Source organism: Bacillus sp. FSL L8-0199 (assembly GCF_038005705.1).
GTDB classification, from domain to species: Bacteria; Bacillota; Bacilli; order Bacillales; family Bacillaceae_G; genus Bacillus_A; species Bacillus_A cereus.
On the sequence record NZ_JBBOTS010000003.1, the window covers coordinates 25,671 to 41,003 of the forward strand.

Consider the following 15,333-nt stretch of genomic DNA (forward strand, 5'->3'; position numbering starts at 1 on the left):
GTTCAGATAAAACGATATGAATGGAACGTATGCGTTTTATATTTTTCACAACTTTATATCTCACTTAGTTTAAATAAAAATGCTCCAAAACCAATAACAGGTGTTGCTTATATTACCTTTATATCCCACAACGTCTAGATAAAACCTAAAAACTCAAAAAAATTAAGCCAGTTGATTTCCGTAATTTAAATCCCACATCGTTCAAATAATACCGGAATGGCAGAATTTTTTGTGAAAAGAGTTGTCACTTTATACCCCACATTATTCAGGTAAAAAATTCAATTTCACCTTTAGTGTTTGCATCTCCTCCTTTTATATCCCATTTAGTTCAGATAAAACGTTCAAACTTCCTAATGGCAGCGATATTCAATAACTGATTTAAATCCCACATAGTTTAGATTAAACGATATGAATGGAGCGTATGCGTTTTATATATTTGTTAACTTTATATCCCGCATAGTTCAGATAAAATCCTATCTACACAAGGATGGTATACCTTATGATAGCAACATTTTACTACTTGTAGCAACCAACATCTTGCAACAAAACATCGATGGTGTTTTTTGTACTCTTTTACAACATGCTAAAATTCCTTATCATAGTAAGAGTTTCTACACGTTTGATAATAGCGGATGATCAATACAAAATTACGGAAGTGCCGCTAAACTTTAAATTTTACTATATCGAATCGGGAAAAAATCCTTATTTGAACAAAAATATTTTTCCATTTATTCCTACACATTTATTGAAATTTAATTTTCTGATAATTTATAATAGTTTTATATTAGAAAGCGAGGAGGAAGATGATGAGATTGAAAGTGAGCTTTACTTGCAAAGTAATTCCTCTCTCATATCGTTTTATGTTTGTGAGCTTTATAAAAGAAGCTCTAAAAATATCCAACGAAGTATATGCAGAGAACCTATATATCTTTGAGAATAAACCAAATAAAAAAAGTAAGAATTTTACGTTTTCTGTTTATCTTAAAGACTATATTTTAGAAAATGATGAATTCCTCCTTCAGAACGGATTGGACTGGATTATTAGTTCGCCTGATCCTGAATTTATCTCTTACTTAGTAGATGGTTTAAACGAAATTAAAGAATGTCAGTACAAAGGATACAAACTACAGAAGAAAAACATATCTATTCTACCGGAAGTCAAAGTGAAAAGTGATACAGTAGTGTTCCGCACCCTTTCCCCTATTTTTATTAAAAACCGCGATGGGAAACCTCTTGCTCCAACAGAAGAAGGTTATGAAGAGGGTTTTAATTACATTTGTGACATGACTTTACGTAATTATCATGGAAAAGGCTTGAAAAGACCTTTGCAATTCATACCTATGAATTTAACAAAACAAGTTGTAAAAGAAAAATTTGAAAATATCCCAAACTACCAACACTTTGAGGCTTATAAGGGAACATTCTTGTTAAAAGGAAATCAGGAAGACTTAGAAATCCTTCGTCAAATCGGTACATCCTTTAAAAAATCACAAGGATACGGATGCGTGTCCGTGGAGTACCAATGATTCGATTATATTTAGAAGATTGGGCTACGAACACTGGTATTTTGGGGTTTTATCGTATTTTAGAGCATGCTGAAACAGATTTATTTGAAAACGAAGAGACATATATAGATTTTGATCCAATATTGCTTCACGATTTTCCGAAATGGTTTTTCAATTATGCTTTTGATATGTTTTCTGTTGCAAATGAAAAAGAAAATAAGATGAATAATTCTCTAACATCCGCTACATCCAATTTTAAACGTTCTAAAGACTCTATCTTTACTGATATTAAAGGTACAGAAAATAAGTTGAATAAGCGTTTGCCAATTGAAGCTAGAGCTTTAAAGGAACTGTTTAGCAGCAAAAAAGATGTATCAACTATTGAAGAATTAAAGACAATCACAAAAGATTACTTAAAGTTGTTAAAGCAAGAACAAGTAAATGAAGTACTAACATTAAATATGATTCGGTTTCGTTTAGGAGAACTGCATGGTCAAACAAGTTTCTTACAAAGATCACGCAGTACCCTGAATCGTTCAGAGCATGAAGAATTCCTTGCCAGAGACTTTGTTCAACCTATTTTACTAGAACAAGAGGTTCTTTCTGTTCTTCGTTCTTCTAACAGCACTAACGAAGCAATAGAAGACTTAAACAAAATAATACAGCAATCTGATGATGAAGATATTAAAAAGTTAGCGAAACAAACAATCACGAAACTGAAGAAGGATGAATTACTGTATTGTCCTGTTATTGAGGGACAATTTGCTCTTACCGATTACACGGAAGCGATATTTCTTCCAAATGCAGTCAGTATAGCAAATGCAACGAATTACACATGGAATAATCAAAAAATGTTTCCTATATCTAATCTTTATCGATTAATCATGTTTTGTTCTGTTTTTGGGCTCTATAGAGATCATATAGACAAAGATACAGTAGTTTATTCCTTTATTCAAACTGATGAGGATTTTGATACACTAGCGGAAATTAATGATTTATTTGTTACCAATAAAAAGCAAAACAATCCTTTTGAATTGTTTTTATACAACACATTAAAAGAAGCCAAAGATAAAGCAAAGTGGATCTCTAAAAATATGCTAATTGTTGAATTCCAAAATAGTGGAAAAAAGACGACCCTTACACAGAATTTTTTATCAGAACATGCCATTCAATACCTTCAAGAGCGTGGAGGAAGAGAGATCGATCATATTAAATATCCACAGTTTCGGAACGTAATCCTACGTAAATTATTAAATGGAGAGCATTTTTTTCGTGATATCACTATTCAATTGAGGAAAAACGTAGATAACAATTATTCCAGTTATGATACGTATGCGGCCACTTTGGCTATGTTTCATTTAAATAGGATAAAGGAGTGTTATGGCATGTCTAACGAAACACGAGAAGCGCAATATGAATCTATGCAAAAGAGAATCCATTATGCGCTAATGGATGGACGCGAAGTACGTAGAAGGCTTACTGAACGTAGAATGGAGAATAAGATTCCAGGCATTACTTACCGTCTGTTAAATGCCTTAACTACCAATAACCGTCAACAATTCTTTGAAACATTATTCCGCACCTTTTTATTAGTGGAAAAGAACACTTCTATGTATGTGGATGCTACAAGGGAACATAGTAGTGAATTTGAAGGTATTGCAAGTGCTTTACTATCCGGATTAAATGACAAACCCTATAAAAAAGAAGGGGAGGAAACAAACTAATGACTGGATTAACATTAACAATCGTGTTTCAAGGAGATTCATTAAATTATGGAGAAGGGATCGGTAACGTCTCAGAATTAAAGAAGTTTAATCGTGGAAATGGAGATATTCATACATTTGCTTCACGACAAGCTATTCGATACGATATGGTTCGTTTAGGCGCTGAACGTTATGCTTGGAACTTAGATACAGTTGGCCGTGACAAAGGGGAAGGGGAAGGAAAAAACAAAAGCGTAGTTCAATATTCTCCTAGTGCTACTATTCAGGAATCAGAAGAAATGGATTTATTCGGTTACATGAAAACTGTAAAAGGTGATATGGGGAACAAACGTCCAGCTAGCGTTCGTTTGTCTCATGCTGTTTCTCTTGAACCATACCGAGGAGACTTAGAATTTTTAACAAATTTAGGACATGCTTCACGTATCAAAGAAAACCCAAATATTGCAACATCTGAGAGGCATACGAGTTTGTATTCTTATACCATTACTATTGATTTAGATAAAATTGGTGTAGATGGAGAAATTGAATTACCACCTGAAGAAAAGGCAAGACGAATCAAAGAATTCTTAGAAATTGTATTTTCCTTAAATCGTAATATCCGAGGGCGACAAGAGGATTTATCCCCTTTGTTTGTAATTGGTGGTCTATATGCTATTAATCAACCCTATTTCTTAGGTCGTACACAATTAGTTTCGGCAAAACGTGAATACCGTTTAGACTCTATTATGCTACAAGAAATTTTAGAGCGCCGCAGTATAAGTCATACTGTACAAGAACAAACGCATGTTGGTCTGTTATCTGGTGTTTTCGCGAATGAAGAGGAGCTACGAAACCTTGTTTCAAGCGACTCAACCCATACAATTCAAGGTATGCTCGATTATCTATTGCAACAAGTGGAGAATTATTATGTCGGCTAGTGCAGCATTACAAGTAAAGTTGTACCAACAAACCGCTTGTTATAAGAAACCAATGGCACAAAAAGCAAAGGAAACTTATCCTCTCCCACCATACAGTACGGTAAAGGGGTTCTTACATTATGTATTAGGTGCAAATGAATTAATTCCAATGGAAATTAGCATCCAAGGTACTCATGAGGGAAAGCTGTTTGATTTGCAAACACACCATTTTTACAAGTCAAAAGAAGTTACAACAATGCCCATGCATGTTCATATGCTAAAAGAAATCTCCCTTATTTTCCATGTACGTGCCGCACAAGATGTAATGGAACAATTACAAATAGCATTAGAAAATATCAATGAAGCACCAAGCCTTGGCCGACGTGAAGATTTAGCAGTCATTGAAAACGTGAAATTGGTAACGTTGAACGAAAGGCATACAAAAGAAATTATCAAACTCAAAAATGATTTTTATATACCACGTCATTGCATTGTTGATCGCCTTGATTATATGAATTATAAAGGGGTTTCCTATCGTTTAAATACGGTATATCAAGTGAAACAAGGAATTCGTACTTGGGAGACGGTTCAAACGCAGTTATTCCGTAAAGGAGAAGGATTAAATTCACCAAAGTATTTGGAAGATGAAGATGGTTATTTTGTATTTTTCCATGCCTTATAAGTAGGCATGGATTTTTTTAAGGAGGGAAACATGGAGGATTACATTTATGCAAAGTGGGACCAGCAAACAGGAGAATTTGAAACACTACAAGAACACACAGGACGGGTATTAGAAAATTTATCTCTACTAAAACACTCGTATGAATCCCTGTTTTCAGAAGAGATTTGGCAACTTGCACATGTAGCTGCCCAATACCATGATGCGGGAAAGATTTATGAGGGATTCCAACAAATTATTAAACTTAATATGGGATTATCTCCTTTAACAAAGCAAGAAATAGAAAAAAAGTATCCTAATGTTCCTCATGCTTTTATTTCCTTGCTTTGTGTTCCATTTTTAGAATTACATTATTCCAAAAGTACAGAACGGGTTGTGAAAGAGGCAATTGCACATCATCATGTACGAAACGTAATGTTTGATGCTCAAATACTAAATACAGTTTTACCAGATTTAAAAGGGAAAATAGACCGTTTGGAGCAAGAATTGTGCTGTTCTATTAATAAAGATCTTGATACTACAACTATAGGTTGGAAGCCAATTAAGAAAAAAGATAAAGAATATCCTCTTCTTGTGCTTGTAAAGGGACTTTTAAATCGTGTAGATCATGCGGCTTCTGCAGGAGAACTTGTGGAATATCATGCGGACAATGGAATTGGGACTTATGTCGATAAATTCCTAAAAAAGAATGGCCATAAACCACTCAATCTACAACTCTTTTCTTACGAGAATCGAAACAAGAATATTGTGGCTGTCGCACAAACTGGTATGGGAAAAACAGAAGCTTCTTTATTTTGGATTGATGAAGCTAAAGGTTTTATTACACTCCCTATCCGTGTAAGTTTAAATGCCTTGTATGAGCGTGTAACAAATGGAATGAGATATGTAGATGAAGAGGGGCAAGCAATTGCTGGGTTGCTACACAGTGGTAGTGTGGATTTTCTACAAACATTAAACAATGATCACAAAACCAATGAGCTTATCTATGAACAGTCTCGTTTATTGAGTAAAAAATTAACATTTAGCACAATTGATCAAATTTTGAAGTTTCCATTTTTATTTCGAGGATATGAGAAATACTTGGCCACAATGGCGTACTCTAAGATAGTTTTAGATGAAATACAAGGTTATTCTCCGAAAATCTTAGCTGTTTTACTCAAAGCATTGGAAATGATATACCAGATAGGCGGGAAGTTTATGATTATGACCGCTACACTTCCTACTGTTTTTATGGAAACAATGGAGAAACGAGGCAAAATCAAGGTAAGTGATTTTGTAAAAAAGGAATTCTATAATGACTTAATTCGTCACCGCATATCTGTACGCAAAACAATCATTGACGAAGATTTAGAACATATTCGTGAAGCTGGACGAAATAAACGTGTATTGATTATTGCTAATACCGTAAAAGAGGCAAAACGCATATATGCGTTGTTTAATAATGAAAATATAAGGCTGTTACACACACAATTTATTCAAAAGGATCGCGTCGTATTAGAAGAGGAAATTAAGAACTTCGCACCAAATGATAAAAACCGAGAAGAACAAAGTGGAATTTGGATTGCCACACAGCTTGTAGAAGCTTCATTAGATATTGATTTTGATTTGTTATTTACTGAAATCTCTACATTAGATAGCTTATTTCAGCGTTTAGGTCGTTGTTATCGTGGAAGATCCTATGAAGGTATAGAACCAAATGTCTTTGTTTATACAGAAGCACAAGGGATCGGTTTCGTTTACGATGAGGATATTGTTCATAACAGTTTAAAACTATTAGAGTCTTTTAACGGACAAAAACTACGTGAGAAAACAAAAATGGAGCTCGTCGAAACATTATATAAAACAGAAAATCTAAGTAAAAAATACTTAGATGAATTCTATCAAGCTTTAAAGGTGCTGGATACACTTCCCCTAAACGATATGGGAAATACAGAAGCACAAAGGTTGCTGCGTGATATTGATAATTATCAAGTTATTCCCTGGTCCATATATGTAGAGAATCGTGAGCTATTTACTACATTTAAACAGGAAAAAGATTCGAAACAGCGAAAAGTATTACGAATGCAAATCGAAAAGCTTACAACCTCTATTTCTAGAAAACAGGTTCAACGATATGGAATTGAAATAAAGGAAATTGATATTCCCGGACTTCAATACATACACACTTTAAATTGTAAGTATGACTTTGATAAAGAAAAGATAACGGGAATAGGAATTGTACTTCCGTAATTTTCAGTGAACCTCGTTTTTATAAAACATGATCGATGATTCGCTGCAAAATGTTAGTTGCTACATATGTTAAAATATTGCTAACATAATGTGTATCATCCGTATATAGAGAAGGTTTTATCTACACTATGTGGGATATAAAGGATACAATATAAGGTGTAAAGCCATTGTTCAAGTTGAGTTTTATCTGAACTATGCGAGATTTAAAGTTTGCTGATTTTGGTATATTTTCAGCACCGGCACAGGTTTTATTAAAACTTAGTGGGATTTAAAGGCATTAAACATTATGTTATTACCCATATAAATGCCAAGTATTATCTGAACCATGTGGGATTTAAAATTGTGAAAAATATAAAACGCATACGCTCCATTCATATCGTTTTATCTGAACTATGTATGATGTAAACTCTTTCCAGCCTACATGTACATGGTCATAGTGTCCTGTTTTATCTGAACCGTATGGGATATAAAACATCATAACAGAACTTTAAAGAAAAAAGACGATTCATTTTTATCTAAACCATGTGGGATTTAAAGGCTATTCTTTGATGTCTCACAAGCTGGATAAAGTGGTTTTATGTGAACGGTGCGGGATTTAAAGGCAAAGGCTTTATCATTCACATCAACAGATTTAGAGGTTTTATCTGAACTATGTGAGATATAAAGACTCCACGCGCTAACCCACCTTTGTAAGCAAGGTAGCTTTTTATCTGGACTATACGGGATATAAAATTATCATTGATCATAATATCTTTTCCCTTGTGGTTTTATCTGAACTGTATGGGATATAAAGTAGAAAATTGCCCATTCAATAGATTTAGCAATTACAAAGTTTTATCTAAACGTAGTGGGATATAAAGTAGCGTTCGTATGCTATATTGGCAAATCGATAGATTGTTTTATCTGAACTGTGTGGGATATAAACTACACCCAGCGTTTTAACTCTTGCTTGCTTCGATCTGGTTTATTTAAACGTAGTGGGATATAAAAGTTTATAATGAAACCATAGAAATAGAGTCTTAATTAAAAAGGGCTCTATTTCTATGGTTCCTACCTTCAAATTTTTTATCTTTCATTAGATCAATTTCACATTCAAGTTCTTTGGTTTTTATATTTAAAAAGTCCATTGTCATTGCAAGAACTTTTCCATCTCTCTCTCTTAGAACCCCATAAACGAACAGCTCTATTGATCTTACTATCTTCATATGTGATTTGAACTGTTCTTAATTCCTCTCCATCCACAAATTCACGATGTACCCAACATTCTTGAAATTTTAAATTCTCATCAGATTTATGCATGTTATAATTAAAAGTTGCTTCTTCTAGTCCTGTAAAGCCCAAACCTTTTTTCTATAAAGCAATATACTCAAAGTCCCAAAACTTTCTAAAATGATAGATAAGCTCTTTTTGACAAGACAAAATAACCCCTAAAAAAAAGCGTTATTCTTTCTGAGAAATCATAAGAAAGGATGGCGTTTTTTACTTTTTAGGAATACATTCTTTTTGCTCGATGGTGATGTGGTGTTATTGCAATATAAAACACTGCACAAAAGAAGATTAAAATGTATTTAAATATCTTGTTCATATTGGTACCGTCCTAAAAGGAACTAATTTGGATTTTAATATTGTATGTAAAAAGGGTGCGTTTATACAAGAGAAAGGTAGCTAGCAAAAGTAAACTAAAATCTTTACATGAATAAAAGAAGCCCCGTTTATCAACGGGGCTTCTAAGGGTAAATGTCAAGTAATGACGTACTCGACTAATTAACCATATCATGAATCTTTTGGTAGAAAACCTGGTAAATTCGTCCAAATGGGTAATGAAATGACTTGAAATTAAAAATATAAACCTTTGCCCACGGGCTGAACAGTTTCAAGCACAGTATCAACCATTTCTTCATTAATTAGGGTTCTTATAATCCAAGCTGAGAGATTTTGTGCAGCAAAGCAACCTGCAGCAGTCGAAATATTGCCTTCGTTTACGAAACTTTGTTCAATAACGTCTACATCAAATTCTTTAAGTTGTTTTACTACGGATGGATATGTAGTTGCTTTTTTGCCAGTTAATAATTTCTTAGCTCCTAGTAGTAGTGAACCAGAACACATAGAGCCTATTAATTGTTTTTGAGGATCTACATGAATGTTATTAAGATATTGTTGATTTTTATATAAATTTTGTACATCCTTACCACTTGCAAATATTACAGCGTCAGCAGAAGGGATATCGGATATGCTTCCTGTCATGGGTATACGTAAACCAGACATAGATACATGAGTTTTTTCTGTTCCTAATAGTTGGACCTCCCAATCAGAAACACCACCAACTAGACGTACACGATTTAATAAATCCCATGGTAAAAAAACATCTATATCAGTGAAATTATCGAAACAAACTATTGAAATTTTCATTTTCTAACCCTCCGTAATTTAAATATTTAAAATATTTAAATTATAACACTTTCAAGTATGGTTAGTGAGGTTTAAATTTTTTCACTAACTATAGTAGATAGGAAAAAGTGTATTGGATTGTAGAGAAACATCACAAAAAATTCATTTTGTATTAAGTTGGAACATAAAAAAGCACTTAGTAAAGCGCTCTCGTGACGGGACAAATTTTATAACGACTATTTTATAAAGACAGGAACTCAGGATATTAATATGTGAGTCAGTTAATTAAGTATCTTGTACAAATAAAGAGCAGCTAGCAAAAGCTAACTGCTCATATAAGGAAATCGGAGAAAGATAACCATGTGTCTACATCATTGCCAGAATATTTATTTTTATTCATAAAGAACTACGATTAACTTAATGCATAGCCCACAATCAAATATACATGTTGTCTTTTTTCTAATCCTCTCACGTAACAAAATGCATTTTTAAATTACTAAATAATTAATGGTACCTTTTGAAATATTTTTTGTTTCATTTCATTAGAAACAAGTCCGACTACATAAATAGAATATGTGTTATAATATCTATTGAACATATGAATAGGATAACAACTACCTGCTGTTGGCAAGTAGCAATTTATCTAATGAAAAAGATCACTTGTTTCCAAGACAAGTGATCTTTTTGTATACATTCCCTATACTATTTTTGAAATCGAATAGATATTTTAATCTGTGTAATTACAATAGACTTGATTAAATTTAAAACTGCAAAAAGCATAATATCGTTCATATTTGTAGTAAGAAATATATGAAAAACACCTTATTTGCATTAAGGTGTTTTTGACGTATTAATATTTCTCATATACTGAGGCAACTTTTAGAGCTTTAGATAGTTTTTTTGTTTTTAAGATTATTTGATTTTTTATAGGCATAACATAGAATGTTGGTTCTATTGTTCCTTTATCCTTATTGAAAGGAGCGGTTATTAAGTAATTACCACTACTGCTAATTACAATTTGGTCTTGATTGTTTTGATTGAAGATTAAATATCTCCTTTGTCTTTCAGCAGATTCTGCACCTAATCTAAAAGAAATGAACCCTAACACCAAAATAAAAACTATAATTGCAATTGTTTTAAATGGTTTAAATGGTGATAAAATCACCTGTATATATTTTTGTACAATGGGAGGAAGATAATAATATGCCAATGTAAATACATAAATAATACACCAGATTGATATGTACCAGTTACTATATATATCTATTATAAAGACCCACCCTATTAGAGGACTGATAAAGAATAAAATCATCAATGATAGAATTATTTTACTTTTAACTCCTTTCCGCTTTAACAGTAATTCTGGTATAAGGAAAACATATCTTGCAAAAATATAAATAGCTAAAGTAGTTGCTAACCAAGGAAATATTTCCAAAAAATATCGAGTTAAATCACTTGTATCTATTTTTAATAAAGAATAATCGATTAAATCATAATAACTATGGTATCCATATTTAAATAAAGCAGCATAAGCGTAGGCTAAAGCTGTAAATACTAGCACTATAATAGCAGCTTGATTAAATGTGGTAAGAATCATATTGCTTTCTTTTGAGTTAGTATTTTCAGTTGATACAGAAGAAGTGTTTGAATTTCCTTGGTTACAGCTTTGAACATTTTGTGTTTTTGAAGAACGTTTCTTTTTTGCCAAGATATGACCTCCTATAAAAATTTAAAATATTTATATCAATATATTAATCTAATTAGATTAAATGGTCAAAATAAAGAATGCAAATGTTACTTTGATATAGTGATAGATAAGCTCTATTAGACTTTGTAGCTTTGAAAAAAGATTTGATTAAATATAGTCTACAAATCCTTGTTCTCTGGTACATAAAATGAATGCATTTTGAAAAAGAAGATTGTTTAAAACTTATATAGAATTCTTTAGTCGAAAAGGACTAAAAAGAAAAAACTAATTTGTTAGACAAACCGTTTTTTCTTTTTATACTTTTTTCTATTTGGTAAGCTAGGAGGATTCTTCATTGTGTCAACAGCATGCATGAGCGTGAGATATGGATGTTTTAAGATCATTCTCGGTCCGCTTTTTTTCATAACTTCCTTAACTAAACCTTTCATATCTGGTTTATAACAATGAATTTTGCAATTTTGACATGCTGGTTTCTTTTCTTGAAATGGACATTTTGATAAACGAAAATAAGCATAATCTTTTAATTTTTGACATTCTTCACATACAGTATTTTGTTTATGTTCGTTTTTACAATACATATCAATCATAATGCTAATTGTTTTCTCTTCACGTTCAATTCGATTCATAAATTGGTGCCTCCTATTTTAAAGTCTCTGTGCTTTAATTGTAAAACTTTTTAGAGAGTTTACTTGAATTTTTAATGACAGTTTTTCTAATGTTTATCTCTTTCCTAAGATTTAAATATGGTTCCTTCTTTTTCTTGTGAGCTTCGGGTACCTAAACGACTCGAACAGCAAGAGTTCACTTGATTTTTCCATTTTATTAATTGATTCTATTGGAAGGTGGGGAGTATTTGAAGTTTACTGCTATATCAAATAATTTAGTCTTAGAGCACGGAATCTGCGTTTTGTTTTAGGAGCACTATAAAATTTTTAAATTGATGAATGTGTGGTGGTACCGCTTTTTATAAAATTGGATTTTTAACGGAATGAATGTTAAGTTAACTTTACATTTTGTTAATTATGGTATACATTGAGGGTAAGAGGTGGTGAACTTGACTATTTTTAACAAAGTAAAGGAAATTAGAGCTCGTTTTAATTTCACACAAAGTGTATTAGCTGAAAAAGTTGGAGTGACGAGGCAAACGATCGCAGCAATTGAAAAAGGGGATTACGTCCCTTCATTATTACTAGCATTGTCAATTTGTGATGTGTTTGATTTGAAGATGGAAGAAGTGTTTGTATTAAATAAGGAGGAAGAAGAGGATGAATAGATTGATGATTTCTTATGTGATTAATGTACTTATTATGGCATTAGCATGTTGGGTATTCATAGAACTTTATTACAGCATTATAGAACTTGCCAATATTATTGAAGCTAAGAAAGTAGCCTTTGAAGTATCATTAAATATTACACCAGTCTTATTCTTATTAGTTATAGGTATTGTAATAACAATTTTTTATAAAATACAGCGGAAGAAATATAACGCCCTTTCATATCTGATGTATCCACTATTGTTTCCCCTAGAAGACGAACGTGAAAAGTTAATTACTGAAAGAGCTTGTCGTACAGCATTTGTTTCAGTATGGTATGTGTTAATCATCGCAATTGGATTTTTAGTGCTTTCTCCTATTTTTAATATGTATATTCCAGGATATCCCTTATACATTGTATTTAGTGTTTTCTTTATTCAAATGACAGTTTTCTATTTATCTTTATACCGAAATAAAATAATGTAAAGTGAGACCCTCTTGTAAAAGCAAGAGGGTTCCTTTATATGCATGATTTATAGTGATTCCCTTAATAATTTTTTATTTTCTAACATATCATTTAATAGAATCTGTCCCATCATCATTGCAAAGTTATCCCTGGTCTTTGTATAGTAGTCATTAAGTTTTAACAGATAGTCTTTCCTGGGGACATAGGTGATTACAAGTCCACGGTTTATTTTTTTAGGAAAAGGAATATATGTATTCTTAACATCCTGGTTTGTAGTGTTCGAATTTTTAAATACTAAATCATTTAGATTACTAAAAAATACTTTTCCATTAGAGATAGGTTGAATTTTTTTAGCTATGTGAACACCATTATTATTTTTATTTGAATCTATTCCCCATATAATTACACCACCAGAAACATGAGAAAAAAACAATATAGCTTTTTCGTAATTCTTTTTATCATCTATTGAAAGGGTACTAGTTGTACAATTTTTTTTGCATTGAAATGTAAGGAATATATTCTCTTCTTGCTGTGCAATGATCATTTTTTGAATGTATGAAAATCCTTCTTGTTCAAACTTTATAAAAATTTTCTTCGCATTCACTAAATTAAATATTATCCTTTTCTATTTGTAATAAAATATTTAAAAGAGTAATTCAAAACAAGTAAATTTGTATATAAAATATATTTTTTAAAATTCTAATGCATTTGATTTGTTTTTGATTGTATTAATATCCTGGCCTTGCTGGGAGAGCTGAGCGCATTCATGAAAAGCAAAATGCTTACACCCTTCACATTTTGCTGTATTCAAATGTCTTAAAGCACAGTTAATTGCGTCTCCTGTATGATCAAAAAAATTCTCTTTTCCAATCTCAGCGTATAATCCATTTTTAGTTAGTGTTGTTTTCAACTCTGATTGTGTCCCCGAAATAAGAAGTACGCCACCTTGGTTTTTAAAATGTTGAACAATATTTCTAAAGTAGGATTCGCCTGTTGTATCAATAAAAGGAACCTTGCCCATACGTAATATTAATATTTTAGGGTTATAATGAATCGTTGCTAAAATGTTTTGTTCAAAAGTTTGTGCAGCTCCAAAAAATAATGGGCCTTCTATTGTATAAATACTAATTTGCGGACAATCATGAGCTTTATTTACCACATGCGGTAATAATTTTTCATTCTTTGTTGTATGATCAGGAAGAACTTTTGACATGACAAGCATATTACTCATACGTTTTGTAAATAAAATAATAGCTAAAATAAGACCGATTTCCACAGCTGTTGTCAAACTGGTAAATACAGTGAGGAAAAAAGTTACCAATAATACAAGAGAATCCCCTGTCTTCATTTTAAGTATATGAGCAAAATGCTTTTGCTCACTCATGTTCCAAGCTACAACCATTAAAATAGGAGCCATGGTAGCAAGTGGGATGTGCGAAGCGTATGGAGCTAGCAGTAGAAGTGTAAATAACACAAAAAATCCGTGAATCACACCTGACATGGGTGAAACAGCTCCACTTTTAATATTAGTTGCTGTGCGCGCAATAGCTCCAGTTGCCGGAATTCCTCCAAATAACGGAGTAACAATATTAGCAATTCCTTGACCAATAAGCTCTTTATTACTGTTATGTTTACTACTTGTCATACCATCTGCAACAACAGCAGATAAAAGAGACTCAATGCCCCCCAACATAGCAATAACAAATGCAGGGCCAATTAAATGTTGGATACGTTCTACTGTAATCTCAGGTATATTGAATTGCGGTAGTGCATTTGGAATCGTACCATATGCTGTACCAATAGTAGGCACATGACCTGAGAAAAATATAGTTGCAATTACAGTTGAAATCACAATACCTACTAATGAACCGGGTAGTTTTGGCAAAATTTTGGGTGTTATGAGTATAATGAAAAAGCAAATCAGAGCAGTCACTACACTATAAAAATTAGTGGTACCGATATGAGTACTGATTTCTTTCAAGTTTGCTATAAAAGCCTCATGTTTTTTTATGCCTGTTAAACCTAAAAAACTAGCAATTTGCCCAGTGAATATAATAACAGCAATACCTGACGTAAAACCAATTGTTACAGGACGTGGGATGAACTTAATCAGCGAACCTAATTTGAAAATTCCCATAAGGCATAAGATAATTCCAGCAAGTAAACCAGCAAGTAGTAAATCTTCATACCCATAAGTAATGACAATTCCTAAAAGTATGGGAACAAAAGCACCTGTAGGTCCTCCAATTTGATACCTTGAACCACCAAATAGAGAAATAAGTATTCCTGCAATACATGTTGTATATATTCCATACTCTGGTTTTACACCAGAAGCTATAGCAAAAGACATAGCAAGAGGAATCGCAACAACTCCAACAATCAGTCCTGAAAGAAGATCTTTTTGAAAATGCCCTAATGAATATCCTTTAAACCTTCCCGTAAATAAACCTCTCATTACAAACCCTTCTTTTCTATTTTTAATAAA

General features: G+C 32.4%; 12 protein-coding genes and 1 pseudogene. 7 read left to right on the top strand and 6 right to left on the bottom strand.

Annotated elements, in window-relative coordinates:
- The first annotated feature begins 806 nt into the window (after positions 1-806).
- From cas6 to NST86_RS30565, 5 genes are read left to right on the top strand one after another with little or no spacing between them, the layout of a single operon-like run.
- Positions 807-1,526 (top strand): CRISPR-associated endoribonuclease Cas6, encoded by a 720-nt coding sequence (cas6, locus tag NST86_RS30545; RefSeq protein ID WP_086423979.1) that lies wholly within the window; start codon positions 807-809, stop codon positions 1,524-1,526.
- Complete coding sequence (gene cas8a1 / locus NST86_RS30550; RefSeq protein WP_340935164.1) at positions 1,523-3,229, top strand: type I-B CRISPR-associated protein Cas8b1/Cst1; 1,707 nt, start codon at positions 1,523-1,525, stop codon at positions 3,227-3,229. The genes cas6 and cas8a1 overlap by 4 nt, the downstream gene beginning before the upstream one ends.
- Positions 3,229-4,146: a type I-B CRISPR-associated protein Cas7/Cst2/DevR gene (gene cas7i, locus NST86_RS30555; RefSeq protein WP_098617348.1), complete on the top strand. Its 918-nt coding sequence runs from the start codon at positions 3,229-3,231 to the stop codon at positions 4,144-4,146. The genes cas8a1 and cas7i overlap by 1 nt, the downstream gene beginning before the upstream one ends.
- Complete coding sequence (gene cas5b / locus NST86_RS30560) at positions 4,136-4,807, top strand: type I-B CRISPR-associated protein Cas5b (RefSeq protein WP_098617347.1); 672 nt, start codon at positions 4,136-4,138, stop codon at positions 4,805-4,807. Before cas7i ends, cas5b begins: the two co-directional genes overlap by 11 nt.
- Before the next feature lie 30 nt (positions 4,808-4,837).
- The gene (locus tag NST86_RS30565) at positions 4,838-7,033 is read left to right on the top strand and encodes a CRISPR-associated helicase/endonuclease Cas3 (protein ID WP_098617346.1); all 2,196 of its coding nucleotides are present in this window, start codon (positions 4,838-4,840) and stop codon (positions 7,031-7,033) included.
- Positions 7,034-8,052: 1,019 nt separating this feature from the next.
- Here NST86_RS30565 and NST86_RS30570 read toward each other — a convergent pair.
- From NST86_RS30570 to NST86_RS30585, 4 genes and pseudogenes are all read right to left on the bottom strand, one after another.
- A pseudogene (locus tag NST86_RS30570) lies at positions 8,053-8,452 on the bottom strand (hypothetical protein).
- A 417-nt stretch (positions 8,453-8,869) separates the two neighbouring features.
- Positions 8,870-9,442, bottom strand: coding sequence for a DJ-1/PfpI family protein (locus NST86_RS30575; protein ID WP_086423973.1), 573 nt, complete (start codon positions 9,440-9,442; stop codon positions 8,870-8,872).
- An 829-nt stretch (positions 9,443-10,271) separates the two neighbouring features.
- Entirely contained in the window at positions 10,272-11,129 is an 858-nt protein-coding gene (locus NST86_RS30580) for a hypothetical protein (protein ID WP_086423972.1), read from the bottom strand.
- A gap of 272 nt (positions 11,130-11,401) precedes the next feature.
- A complete protein-coding gene (locus NST86_RS30585) occupies positions 11,402-11,755 on the bottom strand; it encodes a nitrous oxide-stimulated promoter family protein (RefSeq protein ID WP_025966372.1) in 354 nt (117 codons plus the stop codon).
- Positions 11,756-12,183: 428 nt separating this feature from the next.
- Here NST86_RS30585 and NST86_RS30590 point away from each other — a divergent pair, with 428 nt between their 5' ends.
- The gene (locus tag NST86_RS30590; RefSeq protein ID WP_000151822.1) at positions 12,184-12,402 is read left to right on the top strand and encodes a helix-turn-helix transcriptional regulator; all 219 of its coding nucleotides are present in this window, start codon (positions 12,184-12,186) and stop codon (positions 12,400-12,402) included.
- Positions 12,395-12,868: a DUF2178 domain-containing protein gene (locus NST86_RS30595; RefSeq protein WP_065229953.1), complete on the top strand. Its 474-nt coding sequence runs from the start codon at positions 12,395-12,397 to the stop codon at positions 12,866-12,868. The genes NST86_RS30590 and NST86_RS30595 overlap by 8 nt, the downstream gene beginning before the upstream one ends.
- A 47-nt stretch (positions 12,869-12,915) precedes the next feature.
- Here NST86_RS30595 and NST86_RS30600 read toward each other — a convergent pair whose 3' ends face one another.
- Positions 12,916-13,464: a hypothetical protein gene (locus tag NST86_RS30600; protein WP_086392965.1), complete on the bottom strand. Its 549-nt coding sequence runs from the start codon at positions 13,462-13,464 to the stop codon at positions 12,916-12,918.
- Between the two features lie 75 nt (positions 13,465-13,539).
- Positions 13,540-15,303 carry a SulP family inorganic anion transporter gene (locus tag NST86_RS30605; protein WP_086392966.1) on the bottom strand — a complete coding sequence of 588 codons (1,764 nt, stop codon included), beginning with the start codon at positions 15,301-15,303 and terminating at the stop codon, positions 13,540-13,542.
- Between the last annotated feature and the right edge of the window lie 30 nt (positions 15,304-15,333).

Coding starts and splice junctions, on each gene's coding strand:
- cas6 (WP_086423979.1), top strand. CDS start 807: ATGAGATTGAAAGTGAGCTTTACTTGCAAAGTAATTCCTCTCTCATAT.
- cas8a1 (WP_340935164.1), top strand. CDS start 1,523: ATGATTCGATTATATTTAGAAGATTGGGCTACGAACACTGGTATTTTG.
- cas7i (WP_098617348.1), top strand. CDS start 3,229: ATGACTGGATTAACATTAACAATCGTGTTTCAAGGAGATTCATTAAAT.
- cas5b (WP_098617347.1), top strand. CDS start 4,136: ATGTCGGCTAGTGCAGCATTACAAGTAAAGTTGTACCAACAAACCGCT.
- NST86_RS30565 (WP_098617346.1), top strand. CDS start 4,838: ATGGAGGATTACATTTATGCAAAGTGGGACCAGCAAACAGGAGAATTT.
- NST86_RS30575 (WP_086423973.1), bottom strand. CDS start 9,442: ATGAAAATTTCAATAGTTTGTTTCGATAATTTCACTGATATAGATGTT.
- NST86_RS30585 (WP_025966372.1), bottom strand. CDS start 11,755: ATGAATCGAATTGAACGTGAAGAGAAAACAATTAGCATTATGATTGAT.
- NST86_RS30595 (WP_065229953.1), top strand. CDS start 12,395: ATGAATAGATTGATGATTTCTTATGTGATTAATGTACTTATTATGGCA.
- NST86_RS30605 (WP_086392966.1), bottom strand. CDS start 15,303: ATGAGAGGTTTATTTACGGGAAGGTTTAAAGGATATTCATTAGGGCAT.